Below are 17,272 nucleotides of genomic sequence, written 5' to 3'. Positions count from 1 at the left end.
ACTAAGGTAATGTTATGAGTATCAATGAAATTATCATTTATATCATGGTTCTATTCATGCTGATCGGTGCAGTGGATAAATGTATCGGTGGCAAACTAGGACTAAGTGAAAAATTTGAAGAAGGAATCATGGCTATGGGAGCTTTGGCTCTGTCTATGGCTGGGATTATGGTAATCGCTCCCCTCTTGGCGGATGTCTTGAAACCAATTGTCGTGCCTTTGTATGGCTTGGTGGGCGCTGACCCGTCTATTTTTGCGACAACCTTCATTGCCAATGATATGGGAGGAGCTCCTCTGGCTCTCAGTCTGGCTCAGGATCCAGCAGTAGGAAACTTTGCTGCCTTTGTACTGGGTTCTATGATGGGGCCAACCATCGTCTTTACGATTCCAGTTGCCTTGGGTATTATCGAAAAAGATGACCGTCCGCTTTTGGCTCGCGGAATCCTATATGGTTTGGTAACTGTTCCGATTGGCTGTCTCCTTGGAGGAATTTTCGTGCCAGGTCTGCCTTTTGGAACCTTGGTTGTCAATCTTATCCCGATTATCATTGTATCTGCTTTGATTTTCATAGGTTTGCTTTTGGCACCTAATGCCATGATTAAAGGTTTTGAAGTATTTGGTCAGATTATTGTTATCTTGGCAACGCTTGGTTTGGCCTTTGGTGCAGCGCAGCTTCTGACTGGAAATGAATGGCTCATCAGCCTCTATCCAAAAGGTGCTGAGACACTGAAGGAAGCCTTTGAAGTTGTCGGAACGATTGCCGTAACCTTGGCTGGAGCCTTTGGTCTGGTAGCTGTCTTTACCAAGGTAGCCAACAAACCGCTTTCTGCTATCGGAAAATCCCTAGGAATGAACGAAGTTGGTGCAGCTGGTTTGGTAGCTTCTCTGGCTAATAACATTGCCATGTTCCAGATGATGAAGGATATGGACAAACGCGGTAAGATTATCAACGTAGCTTTTGCCGTATCTGCTTCCTTTGTTATCGGAGATCACCTAGGCTTCACAGCTGGTCAAAAACCGGAAATGATTGTGCCGATGATGATTGGTAAATTTGTCGGCGGTATCACAGCGGTATTACTGGCTTTCTTCTTAACGAAGAAGGAAGCTTAGACTTGGAGGTATGAAGTATGGCAGATATTAATCGTTCTGACCTAGAAACATTGGTTCGTAAGATTTTATTGGAAGAATTAGCCACTAAAGATGGTGGGAAGAAAGTCAGCAAGGCAGGCGTAGCTTCTATCGCCCTGCCTGGTCTGGATGTTCGTCCAGAAGATCGCTTGGATACAGGTGATGCGAGCCATCAAGTTTATACGCGAGACTTGCTGACCTTAGATGAAAGCCCAAGATTGGGCTTGGGTCTGATGACCATGGAAAAGACAACTTTCCCTTGGCATCTGGACTATGATGAAGTGGACTATGTTATTGAAGGGCGTCTTGATATTATCGTTGGTGACGAAGTCATGACAGCTGGCCCTGGCGAAGTACTCTTTATCCCTAAAGGCAGCGACATTCAGTTCTCTGTCAGAGATAAGGCCCGCTTTATCTATGTGACCTATCCGGCTGACTGGCAAGGCTAGTTTGTTGGAGGTTTGAACTATCAGATTTACTAGAATGGCAGGACAGCGGCCTGCTGTCCTGCCATTCTGTAATGATGGAAAATAAAAAAACAGATAGAAGATGAGCAACCCTGCGAAAAGTTTATCATCTGTTATCTGTCTCTGCGATTGTTATTTTTGAAGGGAAAGGCCTGTCAAGTATATTTCTTGTAGGCTTAGCTTAGCATTCCTAAAAAAGTTGGTTAGGCTCTTTTTGAGAATGCAGAATTTTTTCCTTTATAAAAAACAACCATACTCATTTTAACAGAAAACCTTAGAATAATCTATTCTTTTGACCCAAAAAAAGTAAGAAAAAAAGAATCAGAAAGAGGCGTATAGCTATGGTGCTCCTCTTATCTGATTTGCCTATTCTCTAAAATTGTAAGCGCTTCAAAAAAACATGTCAGCGAAAGGAGCTGTCTTATGGAAAACAAATGCAATATTACAGAATTTGTCGGTGTTAATCCGATAGGCGATACAATTGGACTTGTCATTGCCAATGTGGACCAGCAGGTGCTGGATGCTATGAAGCTAGAAAAGAGCTATCGCTCAATTGGTGTAGTCGGTGCTCGTACCGGTGCGGGTCCTCATATCATGGCTGCTGATGAAGCGGTCAAAGCAACCAATACAGAAATTGTTAAAATCGAACTGCCTCGTGATACCAAGGGAGGTGCTGGACACGGAAGTTTGATTATCTTCGGTGGTGAAGATGTATCAGATGTCAGACGAGCTGTGGAAGTAACCTTGGAGGAAGTGGATCGAACCTTTGGCGATGTTTATGCTAATGATGCAGGACATATTGAACTCCAATATACTGCGCGTGCTAGCTATGCTTGCCAGACTGCCTTTGGTGCTGAATACGGCCGTGCTTTTGGATTGATTGTTGGAGCACCTGCAGCTATTGGTGTTGTTATGGCGGATACAGCTGTTAAGGCTGCAAACGTTACTGTTGTCGGCTATGCTTCTCCAGGAAATGGTGGTACCAGCCACTCAAACGAAGCCATCCTCTTTATCAGTGGGGATTCTGGAGCAGTTAGACAATCAGTTATCTCAGCGCGTGAAGTTGGACTGGCACTTCTAGGCAGTATGGGTGATGAGCCAACCAACTCACAGCCATCTTACATTTAAGAGTGAGAGGGAGGAAACGGTATGAGATCCAAACGTTTTGAAGTATTAAGCAAACGCCCTATCAACCAAGATGGGTTTGTAAAAGAATGGGTTGAAGAAGGTTTAGTGGCTATGGAAAGCCCAAATGACCCTAAACCCAGTATCAAGATTCAAAATGGAAAAGTGGTTGAGTTAGACGGCAAACCAAAAGAAGAATTTGACCTGATTGACCAGTTCATTGCCAATTATGGGATTGACCTGAGCCGAGCTGAAGAAGTTATTCAGATGGACTCACGAGAGATTGCCAATAAAATATTGACACCGAGTGTACCTCGTACAGAAATCATCAAGCTGACCAAGGCCATGACTCCGGCTAAAATCATTGAAGTGGTCAATCAGATGAATGTCGTGGAAATCATGATGTGTCTGCAAAAGATGCGGACCCGTAAGCAAACAGCTACTCAAGCCCACGTCACTAATGTTAATGATAATCCAGTGCAGATTGCAGCAGATGCGGCTGAAGGAGCTCTGCGTGGTTTTGCAGAGCAGGAAACAACGGTTGCCGTAGTGCGTTACGCTCCATTTAATGCTCTGTCTCTGATGATTGGCTCACAAGTGGGCCGTCCTGGGGTACTGACTCAGTGCTCCTTGGAAGAAGCGACAGAACTAGAATTTGGTATGCGTGGTTTTACGGCCTATGCTGAGACTATCTCTGTTTATGGTACAGAAGATGTCTTCACCGATGGAGATGATACACCTTGGTCCAAGGCCTTTCTGGCTTCCGCCTATGCTTCTCGCGGACTCAAGATGCGCTTCACTTCCGGTACAGGGTCTGAAGTGCAGATGGGACAAGCCGAAGGCAAGTCCATGCTCTATCTGGAAGCTCGCTGTCTCTATGTCACGAAAGCGGCTGGGGTTCAAGGAACTCAGAATGGATCAGTAAGCTGTATCGGTATTCCTGCAGCTGTTCCGAGTGGTATTCGGGCGGTCGTTGCTGAAAACTTGATTGCCAGCATGCTGGATTTGGAATGTGCATCATCAAATGACCAAACCTTTACTCACTCAGACTTACGCCGCTCCGTTCGGACTTTGATGCAGTTTGCACCAGGTACAGACTTTATCAACTCTGGCTACTCTGCTACACCAAACTATGACAATATGTTTGCCGGCTCTAACTGGGATGCGGAAGACTTTGACGACTACAATGTCTTGCAACGTGACCTGCGGGTAGACGGTGGTCTTCGTCCTGTACGTGAAGAGGAAGTTGTGAAGGTTCGGAACAAGGCAGCACGCGTTATGCAAGCTCTTTTCAAAGGCTTGGGCCTGCCGCCGATTACCGACGAAGAAGTCGAAGCAGCGACCTATGCTCATGGCTCTAAAGATATGCCAGAGCGGGATAAGGTTGAAGACATCAAGGCTGCTCAAGGTATTCTGGAACGCGGAGTTCAAGGGGCTGATTTGATCAAAGCCTTGGCTAATAATGGCTTCCCTGAAGTTGCCAATGAGCTGCTCAATTTGTTCAAGCAACGTGTAGCAGGGGATTTCCTGCAAACATCTGCTATCTTTGATCGGGATTGGAATGTTATTTCAGCGGTGAATTCACCGAATGACTATGTTGGTGTCGGTACAGGCCATCGTCTGGTCGGCGAAGAATGGGAAAAAGTCAAAGACATTCCTAAAGCGATTGACCCGCGTGATGTATAGGAGGAGCTAAGATGACAGAGATAAATGAAACTTTACTGCGCTCCATTATTGCAGAAGTGATGAAAGAGATGAGCGTCAATACCAACGAAACAGCTGCTGAAACAAGCGAAAAGCCTGTCACAAAGCCTGTGTCCAATGAAAAAGCTGTCATCCGTACAGTTGGTGTGGCTAAACCTAGCCAGTCAACGGATGAAGTCGTTATTGCAGTTGGACCTGCCTTTGGGGAACAGCAGGTGAAGACGATGGTGGACATTCCTCATACGGAAGTACTGCGTCAGCTGGTGGCTGGTATCGAAGAAGAAGGGCTCAAGGCTCGCATTGTCAAGGTCTATCGTTCTTCTGACGTTGCCTTTGTAGCGGTAGAAGGAGACCACTTGTCTGGTTCTGGCATTTCTATCGGTGTTCAGTCTAAGGGAACAACGGTTATTCACCAACGTGATTTGCCACCGCTCAGTAATCTGGAACTCTTCCCGCAGGCACCTTTGTTAACTCCTGAAACCTATCGTTTGATTGGTAAAAATGCTGCTAAGTATGCTAAGGGTGAAACACCAAATCCGGTGCCAACCCTTAACGACCAAATGGCTCGTCCTAAGTACCAGGCCTACTCAGCCTTGCTGCATATCAAGGAAACGAAACTGGTTAAAAGAGGAAAACCAGCTGATGAATGTCAGGTGATTTGATGCATATGATGTCTACAAGGAGAAATCAGAATGAGTGAATCAGTAGAAACATTAGTAAAACAAATATTAGCCGAGCTAAGCGACAGCGGCTCAACTAATCAAGGAGCAGCCAATCGTCCTGTCAGTTCTGATGAAGCGACAGCGGCTGATTATCCTATTTCTAAAAAACACCCAGACTGGATAAAGGTTGGTCAGGATAAGAAATTCGAAGATATTACACTGGAAAATATCTTGTCTGGCTATGTGACTGCAGAGGATTTGCGGATTAAGCCAGAGATTTTGATCAAGCAAGGTGAAATTGCTAAGAATGCCGGCCGCGAAGCAATCCAGTATAACTTTTCTCGGGCTGCGGAACTGACCAAGGTTCCGGATGCGCGTGTGCTGGAAATCTACAATGCCCTGCGCCCTTACCGGTCTTCCAAACAGGAATTATTGGACATAGCCAATGAACTGGAAAATCAATATGGAGCTGTTATCTGTGCGGGCTTTGTCAGAGAAGCCGCTGAAAATTATGAACGCCGCAAGAAGTTGAAAGGCGACAACTAATCCGGTTTTACCAAGGCTATTTTGGGTTGAAAAAAGATTATTGTCACTTCTTTTATAAATGCTGCTCAAAATAGCCTAATCTTGGTGGAGGTGAAAATGTGAAACGAATCATTGGAGTAGACATAGGAAATTCTTCGACCGAGTCTGCCTTAGCTGAAGTGCAAGATGATGGAAGCATTCACTTTCTTGCCTCAGCCATTGCGGATACAACAGGTATCAAGGGGACCAAGGAAAATGTCCACGGGATTTATCAATCTCTGAGAAAATTGATGGAGCAAACACCGCTTGAGTTGGGACAAGTTGATTTGATTCGGATCAATGAAGCGACGCCTGTTATCGGCGATGTTGCCATGGAAACCATCACAGAGACGGTCATTACTGAGTCTACCATGATTGGTCATAATCCCCGTACTCCAGGTGGTCTGGGTCTGGGGATTGGACTGACAGTGGATATTCTTGATTTGGTTCATCATCCGATTGATGGGAAATACATTGTAGTAGTGCCGAAGGTCATTGATTTTGACTTGGTTGCCCAGCTGATCAATGCCTATCTAGCCAAGGGCTATCAGATTACCGCTGCCATTCTGCAGGCGGATGATGGGGTCCTGGTCAACAACCGCATTAGCCAAAAGATTCCAATCGTGGATGAGATTCTCTTTATTGACAAGGTTCCTTTGGGCATGCAAGCTGCTGTTGAAGTGGTAGAGCAGGGGAAGGTGATTTCCCAATTATCCAATCCCTATGGCATTGCGACGGTCTTCGGCTTGAGCGCAGAAGAGACGAAAAGCATCGTTCCCATTGCCCGTGCCCTCATTGGCAACCGCTCGGCTGTCGTAATTAAGACACCAGCAGGTGATGTTCAGGCTAGGACGATTCCAGCAGGCAGTATCCAAATTATCGGTAAGGAGCATACCTTAAAGGTGGATATTTCCAAGGGTGCCGATGAGATTATGGAGAAAATCGTCTATGCTGGTGAGATTAGCAATGTTGTCGGAGAAGCGGGAACCAATGTTGGAGGCATGCTGGAGAAGGTGCGCCAAACCATGGCTGACTTGACCGAGAAAGAGCCTTCCGACATTTATATCCGTGACTTACTGGCCGTCAATACTTTTGCTCCGATTTCTGTGCGCGGTGGTGTGGCTGGAGAATTTTCTATGGAGCAGGCTGTCGGCATTGCCTCTATGGTAAATTCTGACAAGCTGCAAATGTCCATCATTGCCCAAGAAGTCGAACGTGAGCTGGGTATTACCGTAGAAATCGGTGGAGCAGAAGCTGAATCAGCTATCCTCGGGGCTCTGACTACACCAGGGACGGATCGCCCCTTGGCTATTTTGGACTTAGGAGCAGGCTCGACAGATGCTTCCATTATCGATAGCAGGGGTCAAATCTTGGCTGTCCATCTAGCCGGTGCCGGTGATATGGTAACCATGCTGATCAATTCGGAATTGGGACTGGAAAATCATCATCTGGCAGAGGACATCAAACGATATCCTTTGGCTAAGGTAGAAAGTCTTTTCCATATCCGGCATGAAGACGGGACTGTTCAATTTTTTGACAAGCCGCTGTCTGGAGATTTGTTTGCCAGAGTCGTCATCGTCAAGGAAAATGATGAATTTGTTCCTATTGATGACGGAGACTACTCTATCGAGAAAATCAAACTCGTTCGGCAGTCAGCCAAGGAAAGAGTCTTTGTTATCAATGCGGTTCGGGCTCTCAAGCGTGTCAGCCCCACTCAAAATATTCGAGACATTCCTTTCGTTGTCATCGTGGGTGGCTCAGCTTTGGACTTTGAAATACCTCAGCTAGTGACCGAAGCCCTCTCTCAGAATGCCATTGTAGCTGGTCGAGGTAATGTGCGTGGCTTGGTAGGGCCTCGAAATGCAGTAGCGACCGGACTGATTTTGACCTATGTCAGAGAGAAATGGGGGGCCGACTATGGAATTAGCTTATACTAGAAAGCCCACCATTAGGCTGATAGCTACGGACAATGCTCCTGCGGATAAGGTGGCACAAATCGGCTACGGTATCGAAGAGGAAGGTATCCCTTTTAGCCTAGTCAGTCCAGATGAACTTAGCGATCCTGTGTCACTAGCGCATGTGGCTGCAACTCAATCCCAGCTGTTAGTAGGGATTGCCTGTGACGGGCGAGACGCAGTCCTCCATTATCGTAACTTGCCGCTTGAAAAATTTATCTATCGTATCAAAGATTATTCCGCTATACCCGACCATGTCTTGCGCTTATTTGGTTCAAATGCAGCGCGTCTGGTCAAGGGAGTCCCGTTTAAAAAATCTGACCTGTTAGAAGCATCTTTTTGACTTGTTCCGATCGACTCAAAAAGATGGCCGAGCTAACTACTGAAAAGAGGTGAAATGGATGGCTAGAGATAGAGAGAAAGACGAGCTCAGCAGTCCAGAACTATCAAGCTGGGAAGGAAACTCAGAATTGCAGGACAGCATTATCCAAAAAGTTCTTGCCAGATGCCAAACCTTACTGGATAAAGAGCCTGTTCTTTTCACAAATATCTATCAGGATGCCTGGGAATTGGTAACAAGGGCCAGACGCAAGGCTGAAGAGCTGGGACTAGCTGTCGTGATAACGGTGGTTGATCCAGCAGCACAAGTCGTGATGACCTATCGTATGGAAAATGCCTTGTTAGTGAGTAACGATATGGCTTATAAGAAAGCTTACACAGCTGTCGGCATGAGGATGCAGTCCAAGGATCTAGCACCTTTAACTCAGCCTGGCCAGTGGCTCTACCAGCTGGAAACGATGACTGACAATAAGGTCGTTAGTTTAGCAGGTGGCATTCCTATTTATTGCCAGTCAGAGATGATTGGTGGTATCGGCGTCAGCGGAGGAAGTTCTGAAGAAGACCAGTCCATTGCTGAGTATGCTGTAGGTCTGTAGAGAAGCAAGCTAATTAAATAATATCAGAGGAGAGAATACCACTTGCAATCCATGCTTTGGAGCTAGGGATTTTCTCCTATTTTACGAGCATATTTCTCTTATACTTTCTTAGACTCTCTATTGCGCTGTGGAAGCAATATAGAGGAGAGAGTATAAAATATTTCGAAATGAAGGAGTATGGAGTATGGAAAAATATCTAGGTGAATTTTTAGGCACCATGGTTCTGATGGTTTTTGGGAATGGAATCGGAGCGTCTATCAGTCTTAATAAAAGCATCGCAAAAGGTTTCTCTCCCAATTGGTTTACCGTTGTATTTGGTTGGGGCTTAGCAGTGACCTTGGGTGTCTATACGGCAGGATTTTATAATACTGGCGGTCACCTTAACCCAGCTGTCACTATTGCCTTTGCGGTGGGTGGCATCTTCCCCTGGGAGCAAGTGGTGGGCTATATCATTGCTCAGATTCTAGGAGCCTTTGTCGGAGCGGCTATTGTAGTGCTCTTCTATTATCCCCATTTCAAAGAAACCAAGGCGGAAGAAGGCAACTCAGTTGGCGTATTTGCTACTGGACCAGCCATCCAGAATCCAGCATTTAATCTGCTTAGCGAAATCGTTGCGACTTTCTTCTTCATCTTTGCACTTTTGATGATAACGCACGGCGAAATCACGCCTGGACTCACTCCACTCTTAGTTGGCTTCCTCATTATGGCGGTCGGCTTGTCTTTGGGTTCGACGACAGGTTTTGCCCTCAACCCAGCCCGGGACTTCGGTCCGCGCCTTGCTTATGCCCTCTTACCAGTTCCGAATAAAGGAGATGCAAACTGGGCTTATGCTTGGGTGCCAATTGTAGGACCGACTATCGGCGCTGTCTTGGCTGTCTTAGCAGTCAATGCTATGTAATGTACAAAATAGTAAATAAGCTAGCCGACCATTTGAAGCTAGCTTATTTATCTAACAAGCAGCAATGAAAAGTTTCAGTTTTCAAAAAACGTTATTTGGAAAAATCACTGTTTTCATTGCTCAGGAGAAAAATATGTCTAAAAAAATTTTTGCGATTAATGCGGGCAGTTCGTCATTAAAATTTCAACTGCTCAGTATGCCTGATGAAAGCCTTTTGGTGAAAGGAATTTTTGAAAAGATTGGCTTAAAGGAAGGCATTTTTAAGATTGAATTTGAAGGTCAAAAAGAAAAGGAACTGCTGGCTATTCCTTCGCATCAATTTGCCGTGGATTACTTGCTGAACTTTCTTTTGGAGCGGAAGCTGATTGCTTCTCTGGACGAGATAGATGGAGTCGGTCATCGCGTAGCCCATGGCGGAGAATCCTTTGATGATTCTGCTTTGATAGACGAGCAAGTGCTATCCATCATTGAGAAGCTGTCCTTCCTAGCTCCTAGCCATAACCCTGTCAACTTAGTAGGGATTCGAGCTTTCCAAAAGGCCTTGCCGGAGACAGGACAAGTGGCTGTGTTTGATACGGCCTTTCATCAAAGCCTTTCAGAAGCCTATTATCTTTATCCTCTTTCCTGGGATTACTATCATAAATACGGTTTAAGAAAGTATGGTTTCCACGGAACAAGTCACAAGTATATTGCTCAAAAGGTACAGGAGATTTGGGAGGGCCAAGGAGAAGCTTCAGAGCATTTGAAGATTATCAACTGCCATTTGGGCAATGGTGCTAGTATCTGCGCCATTAAAAATGGTCAGTCTGTCAATACTTCAATGGGCTTTACCCCCTTAGCTGGCCTGATGATGGGCTCCCGCTCGGGTGACATAGATCCCATGATTCTTCCTTTTTTGCTAGAACAGGAAAAATTATCAGCCCAGCAATTAAGCGATGTCCTCAATAAAGAATCTGGTCTGCTGGCCATCTCCCAACTCAGCAATGATTTAAGAGATGTTTTGGAGGCTTGTGACAGAGGCGATGAAAAAGCTAGTCTAGCAGTTAATATGTTTGTCAACCGTATTGCTCAGACCATTGCAAGCTACATTACAGATTTAGATGGTTTGGATGCCTTGGTTTTCACTGCTGGAATTGGGGAGAATTCAGCCTTGATCCGCAGCTTGGTCGTTCAAAAGCTCAATTGCTTAGGACTTTCTTTAAATCAGGCAGCTAACGAGCAAGGACAGCTCTTTATCCAAAATTCCCAGTCGCAGGCTAAAATTCTCATTCTTCCAACCAATGAAGAATTGATGATTGCCCAAGACACCATGCGCTTGTTGGATTTTAAGTAGCCAAAAGAGGGGTAGAATGTCCAAGGAGTGTTAGACACTATCGGAAAAAGGTCTCTTTATCAAAAAGAAAAAACACTTGTTTATCCTTGTGCTGTTTGGACTCGAAAAGACAGAGTAAAACCTCTGCCTTTTCTTTTTTATCCTCTAATCTCCTGCTATCTCCCGGTTCTGTAAGCACAGTCTGATGGAGCTTTTTTGCTTTTTTCATTCTTGAAAGATATAGGAAAACATGCTATAATGAAAAGAACATTCTAAAAATCAGAAAGATTATTATATAGTAAGGAAAAAAATGGCGAATATTTTAAAGACTATCATTGAAAATGATAAAGGTGAATTAAGAAAATTAGAAAAAATGGCTGACAAGGTCTTGGCTTATGAAGACGAAATGGCAGCCTTGTCTGATGAAGAACTTCAGGCAAAAACAGAAGAATTCAAGAAACGCTATGCTGATGGTGAAACTCTCGATCAGCTCTTATTTGAAGCTTTTGCGGTTGTCCGTGAAGGAGCTAAGCGAGTGTTGGGGCTTTTCCCTTATAAGGTACAGGTTATGGGTGGGATCGTTCTCCATCATGGTGACGTTCCGGAGATGCGTACTGGTGAAGGAAAAACCTTGACTGCGACAATGCCAGTTTACTTAAATGCCCTTGCAGGCAAAGGTGTGCACGTTGTCACAGTCAATGAATACCTGACTGAGCGTGACGCGACCGAAATGGGTGAACTCTACTCTTGGCTGGGTCTTTCTGTCGGTATCAATCTGGCAGCTAAGTCTCCATCTGAGAAGAAAGAAGCATATGCTTGTGACATTACCTATTCAACCAATGCTGAGATCGGCTTTGACTATTTGCGTGATAACATGGTAGTCCGCGCTGAAAACATGGTACAGCGTCCGCTCAACTATGCTTTGGTCGATGAGGTGGACTCAATCCTGATTGACGAAGCCCGGACACCATTGATCGTATCCGGACCGGTTTCTTCAGATACCAACCAGCTTTATCATATGGCTGACCACTATGTCAAATCTCTGGATAAGGACGACTACATCATCGATGTTCAGTCTAAGACGATTGGTCTGTCTGACTCAGGTATTGACAAGGCAGAAAGCTACTTCAAGCTAGACAATCTCTACGATATTGAAAATGTTGCCTTGACTCACTTTATCGACAATGCTCTGCGAGCTAACTACATCATGCTCCTTGACATTGACTATGTGGTCAGTGAAGATCAGGAAATTCTGATTGTCGATCAGTTTACTGGTCGGACAATGGAAGGTCGTCGATACTCCGACGGTCTCCACCAAGCGATTGAAGCCAAAGAAGGTGTGCCGATTCAGGAAGAAACAAAGACTTCTGCTTCTATCACTTATCAGAACCTCTTCCGTATGTATAAGAAGCTGTCCGGCATGACAGGTACAGCTAAGACAGAGGAAGAAGAGTTCCGCGAAACATACAACATTCGTGTTATCCCGATTCCAACCAACCGTCCGGTAGCACGTATTGACCATTCTGACCTGCTCTACCCAAGTATCGAATCGAAGTTCAAAGCAGTTGTTCAGGATGTTAAAGAGCGTCATGAAAAAGGGCAGCCTGTTCTGGTCGGTACCGTTGCGGTTGAAACCAGTGATTATATTTCTAAGAAATTGGTAGAAGCTGGGGTTCCTCACGAAGTTCTTAATGCGAAAAACCACTATAAAGAAGCACAAATTATCATGAACGCCGGCCAACGTGGTGCGGTTACTATTGCGACCAATATGGCTGGACGGGGAACCGACATCAAGTTGGGTGAAGGTGTTCGCGAACTGGGGGGACTCTGCGTTATTGGTACAGAGCGCCATGAAAGCCGCCGGATTGACAATCAGCTGCGTGGACGTTCAGGTCGTCAGGGTGATCCAGGTGAGTCACAATTTTACCTGTCACTGGAAGATGAGCTTATGCGCCGCTTTGGTTCAGAGCGCATTAAAGCCCTCTTGGATCGAATGAACCTTAGTGACGAAGATTCTGTTATCAAGTCTGGCATGCTGACCCGTCAGGTAGAGGCAGCTCAGAAGCGTGTCGAAGGAAATAACTACGATACGCGGAAACAAGTCTTGCAATATGATGACGTGATGCGTGAGCAGCGGGAAATTATCTATGCTGAGCGCCACGATGTCATTACTGCTGACCGTGACCTCAGTCCTGAAATCCATGCTATGATTAAACGGACGATTAACCGCATCGTTGATGGCAGCAGCCACTCAGATCAGGATGATAAGATTGAAGCAATTTTAAACTTTGCTAAGTATAACTTGGTTTCAGAAGATTCTATTTCTGACAGCGATTTGGAAGGCAAATCTGACCAAGAAATCAAAGATTATCTGTTTGAACGTGCATTGGAAGTCTACGACAGTCAGATTGCTAAACTGCGAGATGAAGAAGCTGTACGTGAATTCCAGAAGGTCTTGATTCTGCGCGTGGTGGACAGCAAGTGGACTGATCATATCGACGCCCTTGACCAGCTGCGCAATGCTGTTGGACTGCGCGGTTATGCACAAAATAACCCAGTTGTCGAATATCAAGCAGAAAGCTTCCGTATGTTCAACGACATGATTGGCTCCATTGAATTCGATGTAACTCGTCTGATGATGAAAGCGCAGATTCATGAGCAAGAGCGCCCTCGGACAGAGCGGGCTATCAATACCACAGCTACCCGCAATATCTCTGCCAAGGCGCCAAATATGCCTGAGAATGTAGACCTATCTAACGTAAAGAGAAATGACCCTTGTCCATGTGGTTCTGGCAAGAAGTTCAAGAACTGCCACGGCCGCAAAAAGTAAACATAAAAGAAGGAGAATAGATGACCTTTAAAGCAACTAGTCAACCCATTGATGTGGCAGAAGTTCGCCAACTTGCTAAGCTAGAAGGCGACATGTTAGCTCGCAAGGAAAAGCGTGACCGAGAGTTGGAAGCCATTCTGCGTGGTCAAGATGACCGCATTCTCTTGGTTATCGGTCCCTGCTCTTCAGATAACGAAGAAGCGGTGCTAGAGTATGCCAAGCGTCTATCTGCTCTCCAAGAAGAAGTAAAAGACCGCATTTTCATGGTCATGCGGGTTTATACTGCTAAGCCTCGGACGAACGGAGATGGCTACAAAGGGCTTATTCATCAGCCTAATGCGACAGCCGCTCCTAGTCTGATTAACGGTATCAAGGCAGTCCGCAATCTGCACTATCGGGTTATTTCCGAGACAGGCATGACCACAGCTGATGAGATGCTCTATCCAGAAAATCTGCCTCTGGTAGATGATTTAATTTCTTACATGGCTGTAGGAGCTCGCTCGGTCGAAGACCAGCAGCACCGATTTGTAGCTAGTGGAGCGGATCTTCCGACTGGCTTGAAAAATCCGACTTCTGGTAATCTCAATGTCATGTTTAACGGTATCTATGCAGCTCAGAACAAGCAGAGTTTCCTATTCGCTGGTAAGGAAGTAGAAACATCTGGCAATCCCTTGGCGCATGCCATCTTGCGTGGTGCTCTGAATGAATACGGTAAGAATATTCCTAACTACTATTATGATAATTTGCTGGATACCATTGCTCAGTATGAAAAAATGGGCTTAGAAAATCCCTTTATCATCATTGACACCAATCATGATAACTCTGGTAAGCAGTATCTGGAGCAGGTTCGTATCGTTCGCCAGACTCTGATTAACCGAGACTGGAATGAAAAGATTAAGGCTACAGTACGGGGCTTTATGATTGAGTCTTATCTGGAAGACGGCCGTCAGGACGAGCCAGAAGTCTTTGGTAAGTCCATTACTGACCCTTGTCTGGGCTGGGCTAATACAGAACAGCTGGTTCGAGAAATTTATGATACATTAGGAAAATAGTATGGCATTTATCGAAAAAGGTCAGAAAATTGACATTGAGCAGATTAAGTCCAGAACCAGACTGACTGGTCAGGCCTTGACTCATAAAAACAAGCGAGACCAAGAACTAGCTGAGATTCTCAGTGGGGAAGACGAGCGTATTCTCTTGGTGATTGGTCCTTGCTCATCAGACAATGAAGAGGCTGTGCTGGAGTATGCCCGCCGTTTGTCAGAGCTGCAGAAGAAGGTCGCAGACAAGATTTTTATCGTCATGCGCGTCTATACTGCTAAGCCGCGGACCAATGGGGATGGTTATAAGGGCTTGGTTCACCAGCCGGATACTTCTAAAGCACCTAGTCTTATCAATGGTTTGCAGGCAGTTCGTCAGTTGCACTACCGCGTCATTACAGAGACTGGTCTGACGACGGCTGATGAGATGCTCTATCCGTCCAATCTTGTGCTGGTAGATGACTTGGTTAGCTATCATGCTGTGGGTGCTCGCTCAGTTGAAGACCAGGAGCACCGCTTTGTGGCGTCAGGTATTGACGCTCCAGTCGGCATGAAGAATCCAACTTCTGGTAATCTGGGAGTTATGTTTAACGCTGTCTATGCGGCACAAAATAAGCAGACTTTCCTTTTTCATGGCCAGGAAGTAGAAACCTCTGGAAATCCTTTGGCTCATGTTATTCTGCGTGGGGCAACCAATGAATACGGTAAGAACATTCCAAATTTCTACTATGAAAATATGCTGGATGCCATTTCCTACTATGAAAAGATGGGCTTGGAGAATCCTTTCATCGTCATCGATACCAATCACGATAACTCTGGCAAGCAATATCTGGAACAGATTAGGATTGTACGTCAGACCTTGCTGAATCGGGATTGGAACGAAAAGATTAAGAGAGCGGTTCGTGGTTTTATGATTGAGTCTTATCTGGAAGACGGTCGGCAAAATGAGCCTGAAGTCTTTGGTAAATCTATCACTGACCCTTGCCTAGGCTGGAACAATACAGTTCAGCTTATTGAAGAAATTTACAACACTTTAGATAAATAAGGAAAATTGAAAGGGACAGTCTTGACCTGTAAAGAGGACTAACTGTCGGGTGAAGACGAACTCAGCTGGCGGCCCAGCTGAGTTTTGTCGCCTTTCCAGAGAATGATATGATAAAAGGACACGGAATTGACATAGAAGAACTGGCTGCCATTGAGCGAGCCTATCTGAAAAATGCCCGTTTTGCAAAGAAGGTCTTGACGGAGGCGGAGCTTTCTCGTTTTGAGGAGTTATCCGGCAAGCGGAAAATAGAATTTCTAGCTGGACGTTGGGCTGCCAAGGAGGCTTTTTCTAAAGCTTGGGGAACTGGTATCGGTAAGCTCAGGTTTCAGGACTTGGAGATTTTAAACGACCGTCAGGGAGCGCCTTATTTTAGCCGGTCACCTTTTACTGGCAAGGTTTGGATTTCGATTAGCCACGCTGCTGGCTTAGTTACAGCCAGCGTTATTTTGGAGGAAAATGATGAAAGCTAGTCTGCATAGACCCAGCAAGGCAGTGATTGATTTAGCTGCCATTGCATTTAATATTAGACAATTGAGTGCCCATCTGCCTCAGAAGACAGAGAAGTGGGCTGTCGTCAAGGCCAATGCTTATGGTCACGGAGCTATTGAGGTTTCTAGGCACATTGAGCCCCTCGTAGATGGATTTTGTGTGTCTAATATCGATGAAGCCTTGGAGCTGCGCTCAGCCGGCATTGGCAAAAAAATTCTGGTGCTAGGAGTATCAGATCTGGCTGCGCTTCCGCTGGCTAGAAAGGGAAAGGTCTCTCTGACCGTAGCTAGTTTAGAATGGCTGGATCTAGCTTTAGCTGCGGAAAAAGACTTAACAGGTTTGAATTTTCATATCAAGATTGACTCTGGTATGGGGCGGATTGGTTTTCGAGATAGTCAGGAAGCTCAGGAGGCAATCCATCGCTTGCAGGCTGCTGGAGCTGTCGCGGAGGGAATTTTTACTCACTTTGCAACGGCAGATGAAGCGGAGCACCAAAAGTTTGAAGCCCAGCTAGCTCGTTTTCATCAGATCTTATCTGAGCTGGACAGTGTTCCTCCTCTCGTTCACGCTAGTAATTCTGCCACCTCTCTCTGGCATAGTGAGACTGTTCTAAATGCCGTCCGGCTGGGGGATATCATCTATGGTCTCAACCCCAGCGGAAGAGTCTTGGAACTTCCTTATGAATTCAAGCCGGCTTTGTCGCTGGTCTCAGAATTGGTACATGTCAAGGAAGTAGAGGCTGGAGCAGATGTTGGCTATGGAGCCACCTACACCAGCAAGTCTCAAGAGTGGATTGGCACCATTCCTTTGGGTTATGCGGATGGCTGGACACGGGATATGCAGGGTTTTGATGTCTTGATTGATGGTCAGCGTTGTCCTATTGTCGGCCGCGTTTCCATGGACCAAATTACAGTGCGCCTGCCTCAGGCTTATCCCCTTGGCACGCCGGTTGTGTTGATTGGAAATAGCGGAGCGGAGACCATTACGTCGACAGATGTGGCAGAAAAACGTGGCACCATTAACTATGAGGTGGTTTGCTTGATTAGCGACCGTGTACCGAGGGTCTATAAAGACTAAGAACATTAATGCAGGGAACCGCTTGAAGTATTTGATAATGTT

16 protein-coding genes are annotated in these 17,272 nt (G+C 45.7%); all 16 read left to right on the top strand.

The window, feature by feature from the left end; all coding sequences use genetic code 11:
- Positions 1 to 14: 14 nt before the first annotated feature.
- The gene (locus O3620_RS02455; RefSeq protein WP_002896353.1) at positions 15 to 1,109 is read left to right on the top strand and encodes an ethanolamine utilization protein EutH; all 1,095 of its coding nucleotides are present in this window, start codon (positions 15 to 17) and stop codon (positions 1,107 to 1,109) included.
- 17 nt (positions 1,110 to 1,126) lie between these two features.
- The gene (locus O3620_RS02450) at positions 1,127 to 1,576 is read left to right on the top strand and encodes a cupin domain-containing protein (protein WP_002896350.1); all 450 of its coding nucleotides are present in this window, start codon (positions 1,127 to 1,129) and stop codon (positions 1,574 to 1,576) included.
- Positions 1,577 to 1,972: 396 nt separating this feature from the next.
- Positions 1,973 to 2,722: a propanediol utilization microcompartment protein PduB gene (gene pduB, locus O3620_RS02445; RefSeq protein WP_371601477.1), complete on the top strand. Its 750-nt coding sequence runs from the start codon at positions 1,973 to 1,975 to the stop codon at positions 2,720 to 2,722.
- A gap of 21 nt (positions 2,723 to 2,743) precedes the next feature.
- Positions 2,744 to 4,405 carry a propanediol/glycerol family dehydratase large subunit gene (locus tag O3620_RS02440; RefSeq protein WP_371601386.1) on the top strand — a complete coding sequence of 554 codons (1,662 nt, stop codon included), beginning with the start codon at positions 2,744 to 2,746 and terminating at the stop codon, positions 4,403 to 4,405.
- Between the two features lie 11 nt (positions 4,406 to 4,416).
- Positions 4,417 to 5,085: a propanediol/glycerol family dehydratase medium subunit gene (locus tag O3620_RS02435; protein WP_002898192.1), complete on the top strand. Its 669-nt coding sequence runs from the start codon at positions 4,417 to 4,419 to the stop codon at positions 5,083 to 5,085.
- 30 nt (positions 5,086 to 5,115) lie between these two features.
- Positions 5,116 to 5,631 carry a diol dehydratase small subunit gene (locus O3620_RS02430; protein ID WP_002903911.1) on the top strand — a complete coding sequence of 172 codons (516 nt, stop codon included), beginning with the start codon at positions 5,116 to 5,118 and terminating at the stop codon, positions 5,629 to 5,631.
- Positions 5,632 to 5,729: 98 nt separating this feature from the next.
- Positions 5,730 to 7,586, top strand: coding sequence for a diol dehydratase reactivase subunit alpha (locus O3620_RS02425; RefSeq protein ID WP_371601385.1), 1,857 nt, complete (start codon positions 5,730 to 5,732; stop codon positions 7,584 to 7,586).
- Entirely contained in the window at positions 7,567 to 7,947 is a 381-nt protein-coding gene (locus O3620_RS02420) for a glycerol dehydratase reactivase beta/small subunit family protein (RefSeq protein WP_002910467.1), read from the top strand. The genes O3620_RS02425 and O3620_RS02420 overlap by 20 nt, the downstream gene beginning before the upstream one ends.
- Positions 7,948 to 8,005: 58 nt before the next feature.
- Positions 8,006 to 8,539: a heme-binding protein gene (locus tag O3620_RS02415; RefSeq protein WP_111676307.1), complete on the top strand. Its 534-nt coding sequence runs from the start codon at positions 8,006 to 8,008 to the stop codon at positions 8,537 to 8,539.
- Positions 8,540 to 8,723: 184 nt separating this feature from the next.
- Positions 8,724 to 9,437, top strand: a complete 714-nt coding sequence (locus O3620_RS02410; RefSeq protein WP_125352167.1) for an MIP/aquaporin family protein — start codon at positions 8,724 to 8,726, stop codon at positions 9,435 to 9,437.
- 133 nt (positions 9,438 to 9,570) lie between these two features.
- Entirely contained in the window at positions 9,571 to 10,770 is a 1,200-nt protein-coding gene (locus O3620_RS02405) for an acetate/propionate family kinase (RefSeq protein WP_125377425.1), read from the top strand.
- A gap of 289 nt (positions 10,771 to 11,059) precedes the next feature.
- A complete protein-coding gene (secA, locus tag O3620_RS02400) occupies positions 11,060 to 13,579 on the top strand; it encodes a preprotein translocase subunit SecA (RefSeq protein ID WP_125357155.1) in 2,520 nt (839 codons plus the stop codon).
- Between the two features lie 20 nt (positions 13,580 to 13,599).
- Positions 13,600 to 14,631, top strand: coding sequence for a 3-deoxy-7-phosphoheptulonate synthase (locus O3620_RS02395; protein WP_002901054.1), 1,032 nt, complete (start codon positions 13,600 to 13,602; stop codon positions 14,629 to 14,631).
- Position 14,632: 1 nt separating this feature from the next.
- On the top strand, positions 14,633 to 15,664 hold the full coding sequence (locus O3620_RS02390; protein WP_371601384.1) for a 3-deoxy-7-phosphoheptulonate synthase: 1,032 nt from the start codon (positions 14,633 to 14,635) through the stop codon (positions 15,662 to 15,664).
- Positions 15,665 to 15,771: 107 nt separating this feature from the next.
- Positions 15,772 to 16,134 carry a holo-ACP synthase gene (gene acpS / locus O3620_RS02385; protein WP_223315211.1) on the top strand — a complete coding sequence of 121 codons (363 nt, stop codon included), beginning with the start codon at positions 15,772 to 15,774 and terminating at the stop codon, positions 16,132 to 16,134.
- Complete coding sequence (gene alr / locus O3620_RS02380; protein WP_371601476.1) at positions 16,124 to 17,230, top strand: alanine racemase; 1,107 nt, start codon at positions 16,124 to 16,126, stop codon at positions 17,228 to 17,230. Before acpS ends, alr begins: the two co-directional genes overlap by 11 nt.
- Positions 17,231 to 17,272 lie beyond the last annotated feature (42 nt).

The sequence above is a fragment of the Streptococcus sp. 27098_8_134 genome, assembly GCF_041431675.1.
Classification (GTDB): domain Bacteria; phylum Bacillota; class Bacilli; order Lactobacillales; family Streptococcaceae; genus Streptococcus; species Streptococcus sanguinis_R.
The sequence above is the reverse complement of the archived record's forward strand: the minus strand, read 5'-3'. Positions and strand labels throughout refer to the sequence as shown.

What these genes read in the sequence shown, in the direction of transcription:
- O3620_RS02430 (WP_002903911.1), top strand. Translation starts at nt 5,116, where the DNA reads ATGAGTGAATCAGTAGAAACATTAGTAAAACAAATATTAGCCGAGCTA.
- secA (WP_125357155.1), top strand. Translation starts at nt 11,060, where the DNA reads ATGGCGAATATTTTAAAGACTATCATTGAAAATGATAAAGGTGAATTA.
- O3620_RS02435 (WP_002898192.1), top strand. Translation starts at nt 4,417, where the DNA reads ATGACAGAGATAAATGAAACTTTACTGCGCTCCATTATTGCAGAAGTG.
- O3620_RS02405 (WP_125377425.1), top strand. Translation starts at nt 9,571, where the DNA reads ATGTCTAAAAAAATTTTTGCGATTAATGCGGGCAGTTCGTCATTAAAA.
- O3620_RS02410 (WP_125352167.1), top strand. Translation starts at nt 8,724, where the DNA reads ATGGAAAAATATCTAGGTGAATTTTTAGGCACCATGGTTCTGATGGTT.
- O3620_RS02415 (WP_111676307.1), top strand. Translation starts at nt 8,006, where the DNA reads ATGGCTAGAGATAGAGAGAAAGACGAGCTCAGCAGTCCAGAACTATCA.
- alr (WP_371601476.1), top strand. Translation starts at nt 16,124, where the DNA reads ATGAAAGCTAGTCTGCATAGACCCAGCAAGGCAGTGATTGATTTAGCT.
- acpS (WP_223315211.1), top strand. Translation starts at nt 15,772, where the DNA reads ATGATAAAAGGACACGGAATTGACATAGAAGAACTGGCTGCCATTGAG.
- O3620_RS02450 (WP_002896350.1), top strand. Translation starts at nt 1,127, where the DNA reads ATGGCAGATATTAATCGTTCTGACCTAGAAACATTGGTTCGTAAGATT.
- O3620_RS02455 (WP_002896353.1), top strand. Translation starts at nt 15, where the DNA reads ATGAGTATCAATGAAATTATCATTTATATCATGGTTCTATTCATGCTG.
- O3620_RS02395 (WP_002901054.1), top strand. Translation starts at nt 13,600, where the DNA reads ATGACCTTTAAAGCAACTAGTCAACCCATTGATGTGGCAGAAGTTCGC.
- O3620_RS02390 (WP_371601384.1), top strand. Translation starts at nt 14,633, where the DNA reads ATGGCATTTATCGAAAAAGGTCAGAAAATTGACATTGAGCAGATTAAG.
- O3620_RS02420 (WP_002910467.1), top strand. Translation starts at nt 7,567, where the DNA reads ATGGAATTAGCTTATACTAGAAAGCCCACCATTAGGCTGATAGCTACG.
- O3620_RS02440 (WP_371601386.1), top strand. Translation starts at nt 2,744, where the DNA reads ATGAGATCCAAACGTTTTGAAGTATTAAGCAAACGCCCTATCAACCAA.